16 protein-coding genes and 1 other RNA gene are annotated in these 17,069 nt (G+C 72.8%); 15 read left to right on the forward strand and 2 right to left on the reverse strand.

Annotated features, from left to right (window positions below):
• Positions 1–182: 182 nt before the first annotated feature.
• The 5 genes from I6A60_RS10465 to I6A60_RS10485 all read left to right on the forward strand — a co-directional run bounded on the left by I6A60_RS10465 (position 183) and on the right by I6A60_RS10485 (position 4,313).
• Positions 183–1,262 (forward strand): Sir2 family NAD-dependent protein deacetylase, encoded by a 1,080-nt coding sequence (locus I6A60_RS10465; RefSeq protein ID WP_203042233.1) that lies wholly within the window; start codon positions 183–185, stop codon positions 1,260–1,262.
• 94 nt (positions 1,263–1,356) lie between these two features.
• Positions 1,357–1,953, forward strand: a complete 597-nt coding sequence (locus tag I6A60_RS10470; protein WP_203015112.1) for a GNAT family N-acetyltransferase — start codon at positions 1,357–1,359, stop codon at positions 1,951–1,953.
• A 117-nt stretch (positions 1,954–2,070) separates the two neighbouring features.
• Positions 2,071–2,424 carry a hypothetical protein gene (locus I6A60_RS10475; RefSeq protein WP_203015113.1) on the forward strand — a complete coding sequence of 118 codons (354 nt, stop codon included), beginning with the start codon at positions 2,071–2,073 and terminating at the stop codon, positions 2,422–2,424.
• A 353-nt stretch (positions 2,425–2,777) separates the two neighbouring features.
• Positions 2,778–3,203 carry a hypothetical protein gene (locus I6A60_RS10480; RefSeq protein ID WP_374113349.1) on the forward strand — a complete coding sequence of 142 codons (426 nt, stop codon included), beginning with the start codon at positions 2,778–2,780 and terminating at the stop codon, positions 3,201–3,203.
• Between the two features lie 228 nt (positions 3,204–3,431).
• Positions 3,432–4,313 (forward strand): fumarylacetoacetate hydrolase family protein, encoded by an 882-nt coding sequence (locus I6A60_RS10485; RefSeq protein ID WP_203015117.1) that lies wholly within the window; start codon positions 3,432–3,434, stop codon positions 4,311–4,313.
• Between the two features lie 28 nt (positions 4,314–4,341).
• On the opposite strand, the gene I6A60_RS10490 is transcribed toward I6A60_RS10485, so the two are convergent.
• A complete protein-coding gene (locus tag I6A60_RS10490) occupies positions 4,342–5,376 on the reverse strand; it encodes a hypothetical protein (protein ID WP_203015120.1) in 1,035 nt (344 codons plus the stop codon).
• Positions 5,377–6,165: 789 nt separating this feature from the next.
• Here I6A60_RS10490 and I6A60_RS10495 point away from each other — a divergent pair.
• The 5 genes from I6A60_RS10495 (at position 6,166) to I6A60_RS10515 (ending at position 12,998) form a co-directional block, all read left to right on the forward strand.
• A complete protein-coding gene (locus I6A60_RS10495) occupies positions 6,166–6,459 on the forward strand; it encodes a hypothetical protein (RefSeq protein WP_203015123.1) in 294 nt (97 codons plus the stop codon).
• Between the two features lie 1,162 nt (positions 6,460–7,621).
• Positions 7,622–8,944, forward strand: a complete 1,323-nt coding sequence (locus I6A60_RS10500) for a thiamine pyrophosphate-dependent enzyme (RefSeq protein WP_238435160.1) — start codon at positions 7,622–7,624, stop codon at positions 8,942–8,944.
• Positions 8,941–10,098 (forward strand): alpha-ketoacid dehydrogenase subunit beta, encoded by a 1,158-nt coding sequence (locus I6A60_RS10505; RefSeq protein WP_203015126.1) that lies wholly within the window; start codon positions 8,941–8,943, stop codon positions 10,096–10,098. The genes I6A60_RS10500 and I6A60_RS10505 overlap by 4 nt, the downstream gene beginning before the upstream one ends.
• A complete protein-coding gene (locus tag I6A60_RS10510; RefSeq protein ID WP_203015128.1) occupies positions 10,095–11,546 on the forward strand; it encodes a dihydrolipoamide acetyltransferase family protein in 1,452 nt (483 codons plus the stop codon). Before I6A60_RS10505 ends, I6A60_RS10510 begins: the two co-directional genes overlap by 4 nt.
• A gap of 510 nt (positions 11,547–12,056) precedes the next feature.
• The gene (locus tag I6A60_RS10515) at positions 12,057–12,998 is read left to right on the forward strand and encodes a hypothetical protein (RefSeq protein WP_203015130.1); all 942 of its coding nucleotides are present in this window, start codon (positions 12,057–12,059) and stop codon (positions 12,996–12,998) included.
• A 71-nt stretch (positions 12,999–13,069) separates the two neighbouring features.
• Here I6A60_RS10515 and I6A60_RS10520 read toward each other — a convergent pair whose 3' ends face one another.
• Complete coding sequence (locus I6A60_RS10520; RefSeq protein ID WP_203015132.1) at positions 13,070–13,507, reverse strand: hypothetical protein; 438 nt, start codon at positions 13,505–13,507, stop codon at positions 13,070–13,072.
• A gap of 85 nt (positions 13,508–13,592) precedes the next feature.
• Between I6A60_RS10520 and I6A60_RS10525 the strand changes: the two genes are divergently transcribed.
• The 5 genes from I6A60_RS10525 (at position 13,593) to I6A60_RS41475 (ending at position 17,069) form a co-directional block, all read left to right on the forward strand.
• A complete protein-coding gene (locus tag I6A60_RS10525; RefSeq protein WP_203015134.1) occupies positions 13,593–14,177 on the forward strand; it encodes a TetR/AcrR family transcriptional regulator in 585 nt (194 codons plus the stop codon).
• Between the two features lie 56 nt (positions 14,178–14,233).
• An RNA gene (gene rnpB / locus I6A60_RS10530) (RNase P RNA component class A) lies at positions 14,234–14,654 on the forward strand.
• A 204-nt stretch (positions 14,655–14,858) separates the two neighbouring features.
• Complete coding sequence (locus tag I6A60_RS10535) at positions 14,859–15,038, forward strand: hypothetical protein (protein ID WP_203042751.1); 180 nt, start codon at positions 14,859–14,861, stop codon at positions 15,036–15,038.
• An 898-nt stretch (positions 15,039–15,936) separates the two neighbouring features.
• Positions 15,937–16,191, forward strand: a complete 255-nt coding sequence (locus I6A60_RS10540) for a hypothetical protein (RefSeq protein WP_203015137.1) — start codon at positions 15,937–15,939, stop codon at positions 16,189–16,191.
• Between the two features lie 725 nt (positions 16,192–16,916).
• The gene (locus tag I6A60_RS41475) at positions 16,917–17,069 is read left to right on the forward strand and encodes a hypothetical protein (protein ID WP_238435161.1); all 153 of its coding nucleotides are present in this window, start codon (positions 16,917–16,919) and stop codon (positions 17,067–17,069) included.

A 17,069-nucleotide genomic window follows, 5' to 3' on the forward strand; every position in this document is an offset into this window, starting at 1 on the left:
CCGGGCGTTCTCCCGTGGCGGCCCGGGGAACCCGTCCTCATGCCGGCGCCGGTGCCGACGTCACCAACCGTATGCGAGCAGTTCGACCGGTTGGCAACGCGTGGCTGTCGGCTGGGCGCAGGATCATCACGCGAGCGCCTCTCACGACCTCGACCGGCCCGGCGGGGAGGCACGATGGGTCTATGCATCCCGAGGCACCGGCGCTGACCTACCGCGTCAAGCCGTTCGGGCGCTCGGCGCCGCTGTCCCGGCCGCCGGACGTCGCGGTGGTCAGCGACCCGGCCGCCGGGGTCGCGGCACTGCGCGCGGCCGTCGCCGCCGGCCGGGTGGCGGTCCTCACGGGCGCCGGGATCTCCACCGAGTCAGGCATCCCGGACTACCGGGGCCCGAGCGGGGCACCGCGACGCAACCACACCCCGATGACCTACCAGCAGTTCACCGGCGACCCGGAGTTCCGCCGGCGGTACTGGGCCCGCAGCCACGCCGGCTGGCGGCACATCGCGGCCGCCCCGCCGAACGCCGGGCACCGGGCCGTCGCCGCGCTCGAACGGGCCGGGCTGCTCGCCGGGATCGTCACGCAGAACGTCGACGGCCTGCACCAGGCCGGCGGCGCGCGCGACGTCATCGAGCTGCACGGCAACCTCGCCCGGGTGCTGTGCTCCGACTGCGGCGACGTCACCGCCCGCGTCGAGCTGGCGGCCCGGCTGGCGGCGGCGAACCCGACCTTCCGCGCGGACGTCGTCGACTCCGGTGTCTCCGGCGCGGAGGAGCCGGCCACGGCCGACGAGCCGGTGCTGGCCGACGAGCCGGTGCCGTTCGGCGAGTCGGTGCCTGACGGCCGGTCTGACCCTGACGTCCGGGTCAATCCGGACGGCCGGGTCAACCCGGGCGGCCGGGTGAACCCTGACGGCGACGCCGTGCTGGCCGAGGCGCAGATCAGCCGGTTCGTCATGGTCGGCTGCCTACGCTGCGGTGGCCGGCTGGAGCCCGACGTCGTCTTCTTCGGCGCGACCGTGCCCCGTGGCCGGGTCGACGCGGCGATGGACGTCGTGGCGGACTCCCGCCTGCTGCTCGTCCTCGGGTCCTCGCTGACCGTGATGTCGGGCTATCGGTTCGTCCTGCGCGCCGGCCAGCTCGGCGTCCCGGTCGCGATCGTCAACCAGGGCCCGACCCGGGCCGATGCCCGCGCCGACCTGATCGTCGACGCGCCGCTCGGCGAGATCCTGCCGGCGTTGGCCGCCCGCCTGGCCCCGGAAGCCTGACGAGCCCGGCTCTGCCTGCCTGGCCCGGCCCTGACTGGCCCGGGTCGCCCAGTCCTGACTGGCCCGGCCGGCCGCCCGGCGGCGCTCTGCCAGGATGGGGACCGTGGGCAGCCAGGAACCGGTGACGAAGCGGGCCGACGTGACGTTCCGCGCCGCGACCCTTGACGACATCCCGGAGCTGCTGGCCCTGGTGACGTCGGCCTACCGCGGCGAGTCGAGCCGGGCCGGGTGGACGACCGAGGCGGACCTGCTGGACGGCCAGCGCACCGACCCCGACGCGATCGCGGACATCGTCACCGGCACGGGCGGACTCATTCTGGTCGCCACGCGGACCGACGACGGCGCGAGCGCCGCCGACGCCGGGCCGGCGGGCCGGATTCTCGCCTGCTGCCAGCTGGAGCGGCACGGGACGGCCGGCTACTTCGGCATGTTCGCCGTGGTCCCCACCCTGCAGGCCGCCGGCCTGGGCTCGGCGGTGCTCGCCGAGGCCGAGCGGTACGCCCGGGAGGTGTGGGGCGCCGACCGGATGGAGATGCAGGTCATCGCCCAGCGGGCCGACCTGATCGCCTGGTACGTCCGCCGCGGCTACCGGCCGACCGGGGACGCCAAGCCCTTCCCGTACGGCGACGAGCGCTTCGGCCTGCCCAGGCGCCCCGACCTCGCCTTCACCGTGCTGGCCAAGCCGCTGTAGCTCACGGGGGTTCGGGTCAGCTCACGAGGTGCGGGTCGCCCGCGTAGACGTGCTGACCGGAGCTGGCCCTCACGGGCTAAGATCTGGTTCTACGTGACGTAGTAGGGCAGGGGCGGCATGGTCAGGATCATTGCGATCGCGGTGGCGGTGGTAACGCTGCTGCTCGCCGCCTGGGTGTTCTTCCTCGCCTGGCGGAACCGGCCGATCGGGCGGCGGGTGCTCTACGGTGTCGCCGTCGCGGAGGCGCTGCTGCTCGCGCAGGTGGTCGGGGCGATCGTGCTGGTCGCGCGCGGTGAGCACGCGGCCGAGCCGTTGACCTTCACGATGTACCTGATCGCGTCGACCGTGGCGCTGCCGGCCGGCACCTGGTGGGCGCTGGGGGAGCGGTCCCGGTCCGGGACGTCGGTGCTCGGGGTCGCGGCCGTGGTCGCGGCGGTGCTGGTGCAACGCCTGCACCAGACCTGGTCGTGACGCCCGGGAACGCCGGCGAGGCCCCACGCACCGAGCCTGCCGGATCGGACGCTGTGCTGACTGGGTCGGACGCTGTGCTGGCTGGACGTGACAACGTGCCGGCTCGACGTGACAACGAGCGGGTCGCCGGCGAGCGGGCCGCCCGACCTGCGGGAAGGACGACCGCGATGACGACCGAGACGGCGCCGCCCGAGTCCGAGTCGGCGCCAGCCGAGGCCGAGACGGCGCCAGCCGAGACCGAGGCGGCGGCCACGGCCGGGCCACGTGACGACGATGCCCGCGACCGCCCGGCCGGTGCCGGAGCGCGGCCCGCCGGGGTCGCGGGGCCGGAGGGGGACGCCGGGCCGGCCGCCGTGGCCGAGCCTGTCGCCACGGCGCCTCGGGTCCGGGGCCCCGGGCGGACGCTGGTCGCGGTCTACGCGGTGTTCGCGGTCGCGGCGACGTCGCGGGCGGTGGTGCAGATCATCACGAAGTTCCACGAGGCGCCGGTCGCGTACCTGCTGTCGGCGCTCGCGGGCGTGATCTACATCCTGGCGACGGTCGGGCTCAGCCGGCCGTCGGCGCTCGGCCGCCGGGTCGCGACGGGTGCCTGCGCCGCGGAGCTCACCGGCGTGCTCACCGTCGGCACGCTCAGCGTCGTAGACCGAGGCCTGTTCCCGGACGCGGCGGTCTGGTCCGGTTACGGCGCGGGCTACGTCTTCCTGCCGCTGGTCCTGCCGGTGCTGGGCCTGTGGTGGCTGCGCCGCTCGGCCCGCGGGAGCGCCGAGCCGGTCGCCTAGCGCCGCCTCCGACAACGTCTGCCCGCTCCGAACCGCGGACATGATCGCCGTTCTGGCCCTCGAATGGTTGCGAGAAGACCCGAATCACGGCCACTTGAGGCGAAGACGGCGCTCGCTCCGCAGGGTCGACCTGCGCGGTCGCGGCACCGACGGTTCGGCCACCTGGAACGCATAGGCTCCCCGATCGGCGCCGGGACCGAGCGAACTAGCGAGGACTGAGAGGTCGCGATGCGGATCGTGGGGTTCAGGGACGGCAAGCGGACAATCGTCGGACCGCTGGTCGACGGAACCGACGGCCCGGCCGTGGTGCCGCTCGCCCCGGTCGAGGACTTCTACGCCGACCTGCCGGCCTGGAAGGCCCGCGCCGGGCAGACGCTGGGCGACCAGGCGGACGCCAGGCCGGTGGCCGCGCTGACGCTCGCGCCACCGATCCCGCCGGCCGCGCGGGTGCTGTGCGTCGGGCTGAACTACCGGGCGCACGCCGCCGAGACCGGCATCGAGCCGCCCAGGTATCCGAACCTGTTCGGTCGGTGGACCGTGTCGCTCACGGTCGACGGCACCCCGGCACCGGTGCCGGCGGGTGAGCGCGGGCTCGACTGGGAGGGTGAGCTCGGCGTGGTCGTCGGCGTCAGCCTCGCCGACGTCGACGAGGTCGAGGCGCTCGCCGGCGTGTTCGGCTACGCCGCGTTCAACGACCTGTCGGCCCGGCGCTCCCAGGGCCGGTCCCCGCTGTGGACGGTTGGCAAGAACGCGGACTACTCGGGCCCGCTCGGCCCCGTCGTCACCGCCGACGAGGTCGGCGACCCGGCGGACGGTCTGCGGGTGCGGACCACGATCCGCACCCGCGCGGACGACGGCTCGACGGTCGAGGAGGTCGTCCAGGACGGCGACACCCGCGACATGATCTTCACGGTCGGCCAGGTGCTGGCCTACCTCAGCAGGACGCTCACGCTGCACCCCGGCGACCTGTTGGTGACCGGCACACCGGCGGGGGTCGGCTACAGCCGCACGCCGCCGCGCTACCTGGTGCCCGGCGACTGGGTGCGGGTCGACATCGACCGCGTGGGCAGCGTCGCCACCCCGATCGTCGACGCGGCCGGCCGCGGCTGACAGGTCGCGGCCCGGGCCAGCGGGCCGGTCACCGGCGGCGACGTTCGGTGACCAGGCGACGCTGGTCTGCCGCCGCGATCAGGCCGAGCATGGCGAGGCCGCCGATGAAGGCGGCGACCCCGACATCGGACCCGATCCAGCCGGTCGCGCCCGTGCCGTCGGCCGGCCTGGTCGACGGGTCGAGTCGCGCGTCGGCGCCGCCTCCGGGTCCTGTCCCGAGCGTGCCCTTGGGGACCGCTGCCGCCACGACGGTGGTCCCGGTGCCGAGCGCGCCGCCGCCGGCGTCGACCCCGCCCCGCGGCACCGGGGTCAGCCGGACGCAGGCCGCCGGGTCGGTCGCCTCCTCGGGTAGGGCCGGGTCGAGGTCGCTGCGGGCCGCGCCGTCGTACCGGCCGTCGTGGTTGTAGTCGACGCCGTGCAGCTCCAGCACGCCCTCGCCGGCCCGCAGATCGTCGGCGACGTGCTGGCTGACGGAGAGCGTGCGCTGGTAGCGGGCGTGACCGACGGGGAACCGGTTCAGCGCCAGCTCGCTGGCCGGGCTGGTGTCGCCGGTGGTCGTCAGCGCGACGGCCGCCGGCCCGTGGTAGGGCAGCGCGTCCGTGGTGCGCAGGTGGCCGTCGACGCCTCGACCGGCCAGGCCGGCCGGCGGGCAGGTGAAGCGCCCACCGATGTGCAGGTGGGCCGGGTGCGGAAGGCCGGGAGCCAGGCCGCTCGGCGTGATCGTGATCGCCAGCTGGGTGCCGCGCAGCACGGCACGGGCCGAGCCGGAGACGCCGGAGCCGTTCTGTGGGCCGAGCTCCCCGATGAGCGTCACCTCCTCGACGGCCGTCGGGGTCGAAGGCGTGGCGGCGCGAGCCCCGGGGGCGCCGACGGCTGGGTTCGAGGGCATGGCGGTCCGGGTGGCCGGGGTGCGGTCCCCGGCTGCCGTGGCGGTGGTGGCCGTCGTCATGGCCAGCCCGAGACCCAGCCCGAGGCCGGCCGCCAGGCCGACGCCGACGGTGCGGGTCGCTGTCGCCGGCCGCGAGCCGGCCCGTCGGCCACGGATGGGCGTCGGCGCGCGCATCGGTTCCCCTCTCCGCTTTTGGTACCGCGGCCGTATTGGCGTGGTCGCGGAAGGTAAGTAGCCGCATCGAACGGCTGGCGCCGGGGGAGCGTCAACCGGGGGCGCGGCGCTCACCCGGGCGGGGTGGCGGGGCTCAGGCAGCGGACTGGCGCGTGGAGGACCGGGCAAATGGGGCTCCGCGCGAGGGCCGCTGGCGTGCGGCGGCGGCCGTGCTGCCAGTTCGGTCGCTCGGTCGTTCGGCGGCTGCGTGGCTGGGTCGGCGGCTCGCCAGTTGGGTCGTTCGGCGGCTGTGTGGCTGGGTCGGCCTGCTCTGTTGTCCACGGTGTTGATGGCCTCGCGCCGACATAGGTGATCGTTGCTGATTCGGTGGCCTACCGACGGGGGAGGACGCCCCAGCGGGCTGAGCGCCGGCCGTCGGGCCACTGGCCTCAAAAGGCAGGCCCTTGTTCCCAAGAATGCTTGTCAGGCATCCGGAACGGCCGAAACCAGGAACCTGGAGACGGGCCTCCCACAGAAGTCTCTGGAGTTCTGGGCGGGCGCACATGGACGGACATATGGACCCGTTGACGTGCCTGATTGTGGCGCGTTGCCGAGTGTGCTGGGAAAATGGCCGCGGGGCTCTTCATGCCCGGATGTCCGGACGCTCCCTGATCGTTTTTTCGCTGAGCCGCGCCGCGGGTTAGTCTGCGTCTCGCAGTCATTCCGAAGTCGTATTCCGCGCTGGTGGCCGAAGGTCTGTGGGGGAAGCCCACACCGACCGGCGGGCAACGAGCGGATGAGGGGGATCGAATGAAGAAGTCGATGGGCCGCCGGGTCGCCGCTGTCGCCGTCACCGGAGCTATCGCCGTCGCGGTTGGCATCGGCCCGGCGGCAGCCGCGCAGGCCTGCGACTGGGGCGACAAGGGCAAGGACAGCGGCTGGAACTGGGGTGACAAGGACCGTAAGGACGGCTGGGGCAAGGACGGGTGGGGCAAGGACCGTAAGGACGGCTGGGGCAAGGACGGGTGGGGCAAGGACGGCAAGGACGGCTGGGGCAAGGACGGGTGGGGCAAGGACGGTAAGGACGGCGGCTGGAACTGGTAGTCACCGCATGACCTGAGGGTTCGGCCCGTCCTCCAAAGAACGGGCCGGCCCGGACGGCTTAGGCCACCCCATGGGCCGGGGCGGCGCACCCATTCAGGGCGCGCCGCCCTTTTGCGTGCCGGGCGCTATTCGCCGGCCCGACGGAAATCCGGCGGCTGGTCGTCGTGAACAACTGCTCGTCGTGAACGCCGATGCCGGCCTCGGTACCCCGGGCTCGGGAATTCGCCCGGCACTGGTCGCCCGGCGGCTCTGGACGCGCGTCACGCGGTCGGGGAGGTGGATTTCCGCTGGGCGGATGCGCCGGTTGCGAAGCCCAGCTGCCACCCGGCATGTCGGTTCCTGAAAATTCACGGTTCCTGAAAATTCACGGCGTCCCGGTTCACTTCCTGAAGATTCACGGCGCCCCCGGTTCATTTGGGACGGGCCCCCGGCGTTTCCGCCGGTTGATCTCCGGGCGGCCCCACCGCGGGCTCGGTGGCAGGGCGGCGGGCTCCGCGTACGCGACCTGCGCCCGAAGCCGGCCTGGGACGCGGTGATCGTCGACCACTCCGCTCGGGGTCACCGCGCCCGCAGCTGCGGTCTGTCCCAGACCGCAGCGGTACTACGCCCAGCCCGACCGGCACCTTCGTGCTGGTGATCGCCGTTTCGGCCCTCCAGTGGTCGTGACCGCCCACCGAATCGCAACCACGGGAGGGCCGAAACGGCGATCAGTGGCGGGTAGACGACGCCGGGCGCGGCGGCGGTCATCGGATGGATGGCTGGCGCGGCCCGGCGCGACCGCCATGGCGGCTTCGCGCGTCGGCTTCCCCCACCAGGCCGACGCCAGGACCGCGTCGGCTTCGCGTGGCGGGTCGGCCCCGGCTTCGCGGGACCGCGTCGGCTTCGCGTGGCGGGTCGGCCCCGGCTTCGCGGGTCGACCCGCATCGGCTTCGTATGGCGGTTTCGTGTGGCGGACCGGGGCGGGTTCGGCGTCGCCGTGCGGCTCGCGGAAGGGTCCCACTGTCCGCCCCCTCTGGGCAATAACGTACCGCATCCAGCCAGATTCCCACCGTGGTGATCTGACATACGATCCGGGCTGGATATCGATTGCCGAAAGGAAACCAAATAAGGTGGCTTGGAGGCTTCGGGTGAGCCTGTCCGGCCCGGCCGAATCGGAGGGAGAATGCGCCTCGTGGGCGCTGGAGATCTGTCTGACGACGAGTGCGGGGTACGGCTGCTGGGACCTGACGGGGTGATGCGGGAACATCCCCGTTTCGCCTCGCTGCTCAGCGCCGAGGACCTCCGGAGCTGCTATGGCGCGATGCTGCGCGCCCGTCATCTCGACGACCAGGCGACCGCCCTGCAGCGGCAGGGGGAGCTGGCGCTGTGGATCCCGCTGCGGGGCCAGGAGGCGGCGCAGGTCGGATCGGTGCGCGCCGCGCTGACCAGCGACTTCGTCTTCCCCAGCTACCGCGAGCACGCCGTGGCCTGGGAGCGCGGACTGCCTGCGGTGGAGGTGCTCCGGCTGCTGCGGGGCAGCACCCACGGGGGCTGGAACCCGGCCGACCACAACCTGGCGAACTACGCCCTGGTGCTCGCCACCCAGACGCTGCATGCCGTTGGTTATGCCCTCGGTGTTCAGCTTGATGCGCAGCGTGCCCGCGCGGATGCGGCCTCCGGTGGCCCGGAGGCTGCCGGAAATTCGATTGTCGGACGTCCGAGAATCTTGGGAGATGACGCGGCGAATGCCGGCGGGGGAGAACTCCTAGGACGTCCGACAATCGAGGAGGAAAGGAGGGCTGCCGGGCACCCCGACGAATTGGTCGGACGTCCTACCAATATCCGTGAACGGGCAACCGTCGGACGTCCTACTAACACGGAGGATGACCCCGGCGCGGCCGTGCTCGTGTATCTGGGCGACGGCGCGATGAGCCAGGGCGACGCCAACGAGGCGTTCGTCTGGGCCGCCAGCTTCGCCGCCCCCGTGGTCTTCTTCTGCACCAACAACCAGTGGGCGATCTCGACGCCGGCGTCCCGGCAGTCGCGGGTGCCGCTGGCCGACCGGGCGAGTGGCTTCGGCTTCCCCGGCGTGCGGGTCGACGGCAACGACGTCGTCGCCGTGCACAGCGTCACCTCGTGGGCGCTGGAGCGGGCCCGCCGCGGCGACGGTCCGACCCTCATCGAGGCCTACACCTACCGGATGGGCCCGCACACCACCTCCGACGACCCGGCCCGGTACCGCCCGGCCGAGCAGGAGGCCGTCTGGCGCGCCCGCGACCCGATCGACCGGGTCGCCCGCCTGCTCGCGTCCGACCGCGACGACGCCTGGTTCGCCGCCCAGCGGGCCGAGGCCGAGCAGGCCGCGGCCCGGCTGCGGGAGGCGGTCCTCGCGCTGCCGGAGCCGCGGCCGGACGCGTTCTTCGACGACGTCCTCGTTACCGAGACCGACGAGGCCCGCGCCGAGCGGGCCCGCTTCCGGGCCTACCAGGAGTCCTTTCAGGCATGAGCACGCGGACGCTGCCCTCCTCCGACCTTCCGGCCGCCGGCCCGACGGCGCCCGCGCCGCGGCGGCCCGTGGTGCCGTCCCCGGGCGGCCCCGCCGATCCCGTCACCCAGCCTCAGGACGACACCCAGACCCGGGCGGAGAACCAGCCAGCACCGGACGCCGAGCCGCGCACCCTTCCGCTGGCCAGGGCGCTCGGCGCGGCGCTGCGCGACGCGATGGCGGCCGACGACCGGGTCGTCCTGCTCGGGGAGGACGTCGGCCGGCTCGGCGGCGTGTTCCGGATCACCGACGGCCTCCAGGACGCGTTCGGTGAGCACCGGGTGGTCGACACCCCGCTCGGCGAGGCCGGCATCGTCGGCGCCGCCGTCGGCCTGGCCATGCGCGGCTACAGGCCGGTCTGCGAGATCCAGTTCGACGGGTTCGTCTACCCGGCCTTCGACCAGATCGTCACCCAGCTCGCCCGCCTGCACCAGCGCTCCGGCGGCCACCTGCGGATGCCGGTGACCATCCGCATCCCATACGGCGGTGGGATCGGCGCCGTGGAGCACCACAGCGAGTCCCCGGAGGCCTACTTCGCGCACACCCCTGGGCTGCGGCTGCTGACGCCCTCGACCGCCGCGGACGGCTACCAGCTGTTGCGCGAGGCGGTTGCCTGCGACGACCCGGTGATCTTCTTCGAGCCCAAGCGGCGGTACTGGGAACGAGGCCCGCTGGCCGCGGCCGAGGACCCGCCGCTGCCGATGGACCGAGCGAGGGTCGCCCGCCCCGGCACCGACGTGACGGTGATCGCCTACGGGCCGACGGTGCGCACCTGCCTGGACGCCGCTACCGCCGCCGAGGCCGACGGGCGCGCGGTCGAGGTCGTCGACCTGCGCTCGCTGGCGCCCGTCGACTGGCCGACGCTGACCGCCTCGGTACGCCGCACCGGCCGCGCCGTGGTCGTCCACGAGGCGACGGTCACCGGCGGGCTCGGCGCGGAGATCGCCGCCCGGCTCACCGAGGAGTGCTTCTACCACCTGGAGGCGCCGATCGGCCGGGTCGGCGGTTACCACACCCCGTACCCGCCGGCCCGGCTGGAGAAGGACTACCTGCCGGACCTGGACCGGATCCTCGACGCCGTCGACCGGACGTTCTCCTATGGGACGACGTCATGACGCGGCGGGACTTCCTGTTGCCCGACCTGGGCGAGGGCCTCGCGGAGGCCGAGATCGTCCAGTGGCTGGTACGCCCCGGCGACCCGGTGGCGCTCAACCAGCCACTCGTGGAGGTCGAGACCGCGAAGGCGGCCGTCGAGATCCCGTCGCCCTACGCCGGCGTGGTGGCGGCCCTGCACTGCGCGGAGGGTGAGCTCGTCCCCGTCGGGACGGCCCTGCTGACCGTCGCCGCCGAGTCGGTCGCGGTCGCGGTGGCCGGGACCGAGGAGGAGGCGCCGCCGTCCCCGGTCGTCGGCCGGACCCCGGTCGAGCCGGCGGCCGGCGAGGTGCCCCGCCGCCGGCCCCGCCGGCCCGCCCACGCGGGGCTCGTGGCCGCCGCGCCGGCCGCCCCGGTCCAGCTCGCTGGTCCGGTCGCCCGGGTGGAACGCCTCGCGCCGCTCGCCCGGGTGGCGGACACCCCACAGCGCCCCCCGGCCCCGCTGGTTCCGCCGCGGCCGAACGGCCTGCCCGGGGCCAAGGTGCTCGCCGCACCACCGGTGCGCAGGCTCGCCCGCGACCTCGGCGTCGACCTGGGTACGGTCCACCCCACCGGCCCGAACGGCACCATCGCCCGGGCCGACGTCACGGCGGCCGCCACGCTGGCCCCGGAGGTCACGCCGGCCCCGGACGCCGGGCCGGCGCGGCCAGCACGGTCCGGCGTCCGGCCGGGCGAGCGCATCCCGGTGCGCGGCGTCGCGCGCCAGATGGCGTTGGCGATGGAGCACAGCGCGTTCCAGGTTCCACAGGCCACCGTCCAGCGGACCGTCGACGTCACCGGCCTGCTGGACCTGCTCGCCCGCTGGAGGGCGGACCCGGCGGCCGGCCAGGCCACAGCAGACGAGGCCACGGGCGGCGACCGGCCGGTCAGGATCACGTCGCTGGCCTTCATCAGCCGCGCCGTGGTCGCCGCGGTGGCCCGCCACCCGCTGGCGAACGCCCGCTGGCTGACGGCCGCCGACGGCTCCAACGAGATCGAGGTCTACCCCGCGGTCAACCTCGGCGTGGCGGTGGCCAGTGAGCGCGGGCTCGTCGTCCCGGTGATCCCGGCCGCCGACCGGCTCGGGCTGCCCGCCCTGGCCGGCGAGCTGGCGAGCCTGGTCGAGGCCGCGCGCGCCGGTCGCACCCCGCCGGCGCGGATGCGCGGCTCGACGATCACCGTGTCCAACGTCGGCGTCTTCGGGGTGGACTCGGCCGCCGGGCTGGTCCGCGAGGGCGAGGCGGCCCTGGTCGTGCTCGGCGCGATCCGGGACGCGGCCGCCGTCTGGCAGGGCCAGATCCAGGTCCGCCGGGTGATGACGGTCTCGGTGTCCTTCGACCACCGGATCCTGCACGGCGAGGCTGCGTCGAGGTTCCTGGGCGAGATCGCCGCCGTGCTCGCCGACCCGGTCAGCCTGCTGCTGCACGGCTGACCGTCGCCCGGCCCGGCCCGGCCGATTCGCCCCGGGCCGGCGCGACTACCCGAAACGGTGATGAATCGCACGTCGGGACCACCGACGGGCAACCTTCTCCCGCGCCGGAGCGTCAGACCTCCCGGCTGCGCGGGCGCAGACCCGTCCCTTGCTGGGCCGGAACACGGATCCGGTGGCGGGTGGGAAGTTCGGGAGGCGACCGTCGCGCGCGGTCCGGAGCACGGTGGTGGGACCGGTCACGCCCAGGTGGGTTCGTAGTGGGTTGCCATGGTGAACCCGATGGATCTGCCCGGATTGGGTCCCCCTAGGATTTCCCCGGGCGACTTGTCCCGGGTCGCCCGGCGGCGAACTGCCCACGGTCCGCCATCCGGGCCAGGGGCCGGCTGGACCGTCGGGCCCGGTGCGCGCGGCGGCGCCTACCGGTGCGAGGTCCCGACCCGGCGCCCCCGGGTGGCCAGGCCTGCCGCGCCGCGCGCGGCCACGACATCCGAACAGACGGAGGACCACCCAGTGAGCGTGTTGCCGGACATCCTGCTCACCGTAGCGATCTCGCTGTCGGCGGGCGCTCTCGGCGCGCTGGCCATCCGGTTGTGGGAGCGCCCCGGCGGCGCACCCATGTCGCGACCACGCCAGTCGACCCTGTTCAGCCTGGCCGCCGACGACGAGATCCTCATCGCCGTCGCCTCGCTCGCTCCGTCCGGGACGATCGCCCGTGACGACGTGCTCGCCGTCGCCGAACTCGCCTCGATCATCTACAGCTCGGACGCCCGGCCACGGGTGACGCCCGGCGGCGCGGTGCAGGACAGCATCGGGCGGCGCACCGAGTTCTGCCTCGGCGACCCACGGTCCAACCCCCGGATGGCCGCGCACCTGTCCCGCTACCTGCCCGGCGTGACCTTCTCCCCGCCGTCTCCGCCGGCGCCGCCGTCGGCCGCCCGCAACTCCAACTCCCTCGCCGCCGTGGGCGCCACGGCCGCGTCGTCGTCCGGCTCCGCCACCGGCCCGGCCGACAGCGACGGGACGGGCGCCCCGGACAACACCAGCGTCCAGTCGATCATCCCGCCCAGGCCGCCCCGGGAGAGCCGGGTGATCGCGGTCAGCCTGCCCGGCGGGCGCGAGGGCCGGCGGCTGCGCGGCGAGAAGGGCGACGGCGCCGACAAGGGAAACCGCGAGTTCGCCGGCCGCCCCGGCGAGCACGAGTTCGCGCTGCTGGCCCGGATCGCCGCCGGGCCCAACCGCCGGCCGCTGTTCATCCTCGCCGGGCAGACCGCGACCGCCAACCTCGCGGCGGCCTACTACCTGCGCAGCCGGGCCGAGGAGCTCGACCTCGAGTTCTCCAACAAGCCGTCGTTCTGCCTGATCCTGAGGGTGGAGGCCGCCACCGTCTACGGCCACGAGCTGGTCGAGCGCGAGGCCGACATCTCGGCCGCGGTCGTCCCGCCGTCCCACTAGGGCGTTTCTCGTCGCCGTGTGCCGGCGCCAGGACTCCAACGCGTCCAGACGCCGGCACGCCGGGCCAGGGCCTACGAGACGTCGGCGAGCCGCGCGGACGCGCCGACCGCGGCGATGAGCCCCTCGCCGGTGTAGGCGACGCCGCCGATGCCCCAGCCGCCGTCGGGCGCGTTGAGGATGTTGACCCAGGTGTTCTCGCGGTCGTGGCCCTCGACGGTGCAGGCGTCGACGATGTCCGTCGCCGCGGCGATGAACGCGGCCCGGCCGGCGGCGTCGGGCAGGCCGATGTTCGGCAGCTTGAGCTCCACCATCACGACCGGGCGGTTCACCCCGCCGGCGTAGATGGCCGACGGGTCCAGCACGTGGACGGTGCCGCCGACGACGCTGGTGAAGAACGCGTTGCCGGTCGCGCCGCTGGCCGCGATCAGAGCCTCGGTGAGCGCCGGGAGGATCGCGCGCTCGCCGGCCTCGGTGAGCTCGCCGCGCGGGGTGGTCACGGTGATGGGCATGGGTCCGTCCATTCGCTAGTACGTACGTCCTAGCGAGACCATGCAATAGGATGGCCGTACTAGTCAAGGCACCTGGAGGCACGCCGTGGCCGACACCCGAAGCCGCATGGTCGACGCGACGATCCACGCGTTGCAGCGCCGCGGGGTCGCCGGAATGTCGTTCACCGACGTGCTGCAGGACAGCGGCGCCGCCCGCGGCGCCATCTACCACCACTTCCCCGGCGGCAAGGCGCAGCTCGTCGCCGAGGCGGCCGCCCGCAACGGCGAGGACGTGCGCGCCAGCCTCGCGACCCTGCCCGCGGGCGACCCGCTCGTCGTGGTCACGGCCTTCCTCGACGCCGTCCGGCCCGTGCTGGTCGCCTCGACGGCCGGGGGCGGCTGCGCGATCGCCGCGATCACGGTCACGGCCGGCGAGGAGGGCCGTGGCGACGCCGACCTCCAGCGCGCCGCCGCCGACATCTTCGCCTCGTGGGCCCGAATACTGGCCGAACGCCTGCAACCAGCTGGGCTCCCGCCCGACGAAGCCCTTGGCCTCGCGACCACGCTGATCATGCTTCTCCAAGGGGCGCACATCCTCTGCCGCGCCACCGGCACGCTCGAACCCTTCGAACAGGCCGCGCGCACCGCGACCGACCTCACCCGCGCCCGCTACGAGGCCACCCCGGCCTGACCAGCCGCTGGTCCTGGCGCGGCGGCGCGGGCCGGCGGTCGTATGATCGAGGCGGACGAGTCGGCCGGGCGGTCGCGTCGGGGCCGGCGTGAGCCGGCACCCGCCGAGGAAAGTCCGGACTCCGCACGGCAGGGTGGTGGGTAACGCCCACCCGGGGTGACCCGCGGGAAAGTGCCACAGAGAACAGACCGCCGGTTCCGGAGCCGCGAGGCGCCGGATCGGTAAGGGTGAAACGGTGCGGTAAGAGCGCACCAGCGCCCGGGGTGACCCGGGCGGCTCGGTAAACCCCACCCGGAGCAAGGTCAAAAGGCGTCCGGCCGCGAGGCCGGCCGCCGCGCGGGCGATCGAGGGCTGCCCGCCCGAGTCCGCGGGTAGACCGCACGAGGCCGTCGGCAACGGCGGCCCTAGAGAGATGACCGCCGCCGGCGGCCGCGAGGCCGCCGGGCACAGAATCCGGCTTACAGGCCGACTCGTCCCCCAAACGCCTGTGGCACAGGCACTTCTCTCTCCCGATCATGGCTCTGGGCCGTTTCTGGGCCGTTTTGTGGTGGATCATGGGGCCGTTTCACATACTGTCCGCGACTTGGTCGACAGGAGCTCCGTGACGGTACGTAGCTAGACCCGGGGGAGAGGCTCCTGCCTCGGAGGTGGCCTGACAGGTGCGGGCGGCCTGGCCTCGCCGTGCTGCGCGCGATGGTCGCGCAGGCCGACCTGGCAACGCCGATCGGACTGTGCGCCCGGCTGCCGCTCGCGCTCGGGTTCGGGTTCGGGTTCGCGATGATGGCGCGGCGCTCGGAACTCGTCGCCGTCCGGCTGATCGACGTCACCGACCTTGATGAAGGCCTGCTCGTGCGGATCTGAACGTCGAAGACCGACCCGGACGCCCAGGCGCAGCGGTCCGATCCTCTACGCCTCCGGCGCTGGAGGCCTGGCTTAAGGCGCCGCGGGGTCGCCCGGTCGGCCACGGCCTGGTCGGGGGCCGGGGTGCCTCCCGGCCGGCGAGTTCGCGGATGCCGGGCCCGCGTGGCAGCACCTTTACGGCCGGTTGCGGATGGTTATCGCGGATGAAGAGCTGACGCCTCGGGTCGTTGGGCCGAGATCAACGATCGCGACCATGGTCTGCTGCGTTGCCGGTCCCACGAACTGACCGCCGCGCTCCGCCACACCGACCAGGACCTACGCGCGATGCTGGACGACACAGGCTGCGTGACCCTGACCGGCAGGGAGCCGCTGGTGACGCTCGCCGCCCTGGTCACCAACCATCTGCCCTACGACGGTTACGCCGTACTGCCAGCGCATCACGCCGTCCCAGGTGAACCCGCGGACTTCGACCCGACCTCGGACTGTGACGGGCGAGTCCGCGTCGGGCCACGGGAACACCCCGTGACGGCTGAGCACGGACGACGACTATCGATGGCACATCGCGAGGAGGACCGGAACGCATCGCATCTGCATCGTCGGCCTCGCAGTCGGCGATCACTGCCACACTCGGCGGCACGAAATGGGCGGCGAGGTCCTTGAAGCTTGCGCGTCAGCGCAAGCTTCAAATTTCCCATGGAGAGCGGCGGCGCGCTCGGGTTTCGCTTCTCCGACCGTTCGTCATTCGTGATAGGGCTACCGAAGAACCTCGAGTGACCTCATCAACGAAGCACGCGCCAATGGCCAGGACTCAAATGCTGTCGGCCTCGGTCGCGAGCAGCGTGTCGCAGATATCGTGGGCGGCAGAGTAGCGAAGGGACCCAACGGTCAGGACATTCGTTTGAAGGTTGACGGACTCGGATCGACGGGGCTCGACGTGGTCGGGCCGAACGGTGAGTACATCTTCGTCGGCGGGCCGGCGAAGGCTCGTGACCCGGCGGACTTCGGCCACCGGCTGCAAATCTCGCGTGCCGCAGCGGACAAGGCGGGCGTACGTGCGATCTACTACCTAGAGGAAGGGACGCCGGAATCGGCAATCTCCCAGGCAAAGGGCCGATTTGGCGACGAGAATGTATTCGTCTTTCCGAAAGGTTGATTCGTAGTGTCAGATGCATATGTGAGTTGGTACTCTGTCAATGCGGACCCGGTCTCGGTGGTCGAGCGACTCCGAGCCTCAGGCGTGGGACTGTTTCGCCCGGACCAGCCGGGGATCGTGAGCGTGCTTGACTCTGAGGGTGACGAGATCCGAACCGGCCTGCGGGACTTTGAAATCCTTCTCCGGGCGACGCACTCCCCTGTGACATTTCAAATGTGGTTCACGAACTCGGAAGATCTTGGACTGCATTATGACCATCCCCTGCCAAGCTCCGGAGGCGCCTCAATCGTTCGAATTGTCGCCTACCTAGATGGTCTGGACGTGGCTCAAAATGATCTCATTGTGGCGGTTTTCGCGTCCATTGTCGCCGAGTCTCCTGAGGTGACTCAGGCTCTGATCGTTGATCGATCTGGGCGTTCGGCGGAATTCGATTGGACTCCGCTTGTGTCTGGGCTCATTACGCGCGTTCCGGAGGTCGATGTGCTAGTCGCACGTCCTGGGGCGGGGGTACGCGGCGGCGCTGAGGTCGATTCCGGGTGGGATATTGATATTCCTGCGCCAGGACTGATCTCGCGTGGATGGCCCACTTGACCACGACGCTCCAGTGGGTGTCTATTCGCGGCTTCCTTCCCTGCCCGCCTTGGATGAGACTCCCGCTGGCTGCGGCTTGGCTACGGGGGTGGGATCGGAGATCCCTGTGTTCGCAGAACTACACCTACGACGGTTTGGACCGGCTCGCGACCCGTAACAGCGGCGCGTTCACCTACGCGGGTCTGGAGAAGGAACCGGCGACCGACTATTCGTCGTCGGTCTCCCGCGACCCGGACGGCGACTTGGTCGCGGCCGGTTCGTCGGCTGGGAACCTGCCTACCATCTAG

The sequence above is a fragment of the Frankia sp. AgB1.9 genome, assembly GCF_016786355.1.
In the GTDB taxonomy this organism is placed as follows: Bacteria; Actinomycetota; Actinomycetes; order Frankiales; family Frankiaceae; genus Pseudofrankia.

Bases quoted from the DNA above. Each gene is read 5' to 3' on its own strand.
- I6A60_RS10465 (WP_203042233.1), top strand. From the start codon at position 183: ATGCATCCCGAGGCACCGGCGCTGACCTACCGCGTCAAGCCGTTCGGG.
- I6A60_RS10470 (WP_203015112.1), top strand. From the start codon at position 1,357: ATGGGGACCGTGGGCAGCCAGGAACCGGTGACGAAGCGGGCCGACGTG.
- I6A60_RS10475 (WP_203015113.1), top strand. From the start codon at position 2,071: ATGGTCAGGATCATTGCGATCGCGGTGGCGGTGGTAACGCTGCTGCTC.
- I6A60_RS10485 (WP_203015117.1), top strand. From the start codon at position 3,432: ATGCGGATCGTGGGGTTCAGGGACGGCAAGCGGACAATCGTCGGACCG.
- I6A60_RS10490 (WP_203015120.1), bottom strand. From the start codon at position 5,376: ATGCGCGCGCCGACGCCCATCCGTGGCCGACGGGCCGGCTCGCGGCCG.
- I6A60_RS10495 (WP_203015123.1), top strand. From the start codon at position 6,166: ATGAAGAAGTCGATGGGCCGCCGGGTCGCCGCTGTCGCCGTCACCGGA.
- I6A60_RS10500 (WP_238435160.1), top strand. From the start codon at position 7,622: ATGCGCCTCGTGGGCGCTGGAGATCTGTCTGACGACGAGTGCGGGGTA.
- I6A60_RS10505 (WP_203015126.1), top strand. From the start codon at position 8,941: ATGAGCACGCGGACGCTGCCCTCCTCCGACCTTCCGGCCGCCGGCCCG.
- I6A60_RS10510 (WP_203015128.1), top strand. From the start codon at position 10,095: ATGACGCGGCGGGACTTCCTGTTGCCCGACCTGGGCGAGGGCCTCGCG.
- I6A60_RS10520 (WP_203015132.1), bottom strand. From the start codon at position 13,507: ATGCCCATCACCGTGACCACCCCGCGCGGCGAGCTCACCGAGGCCGGC.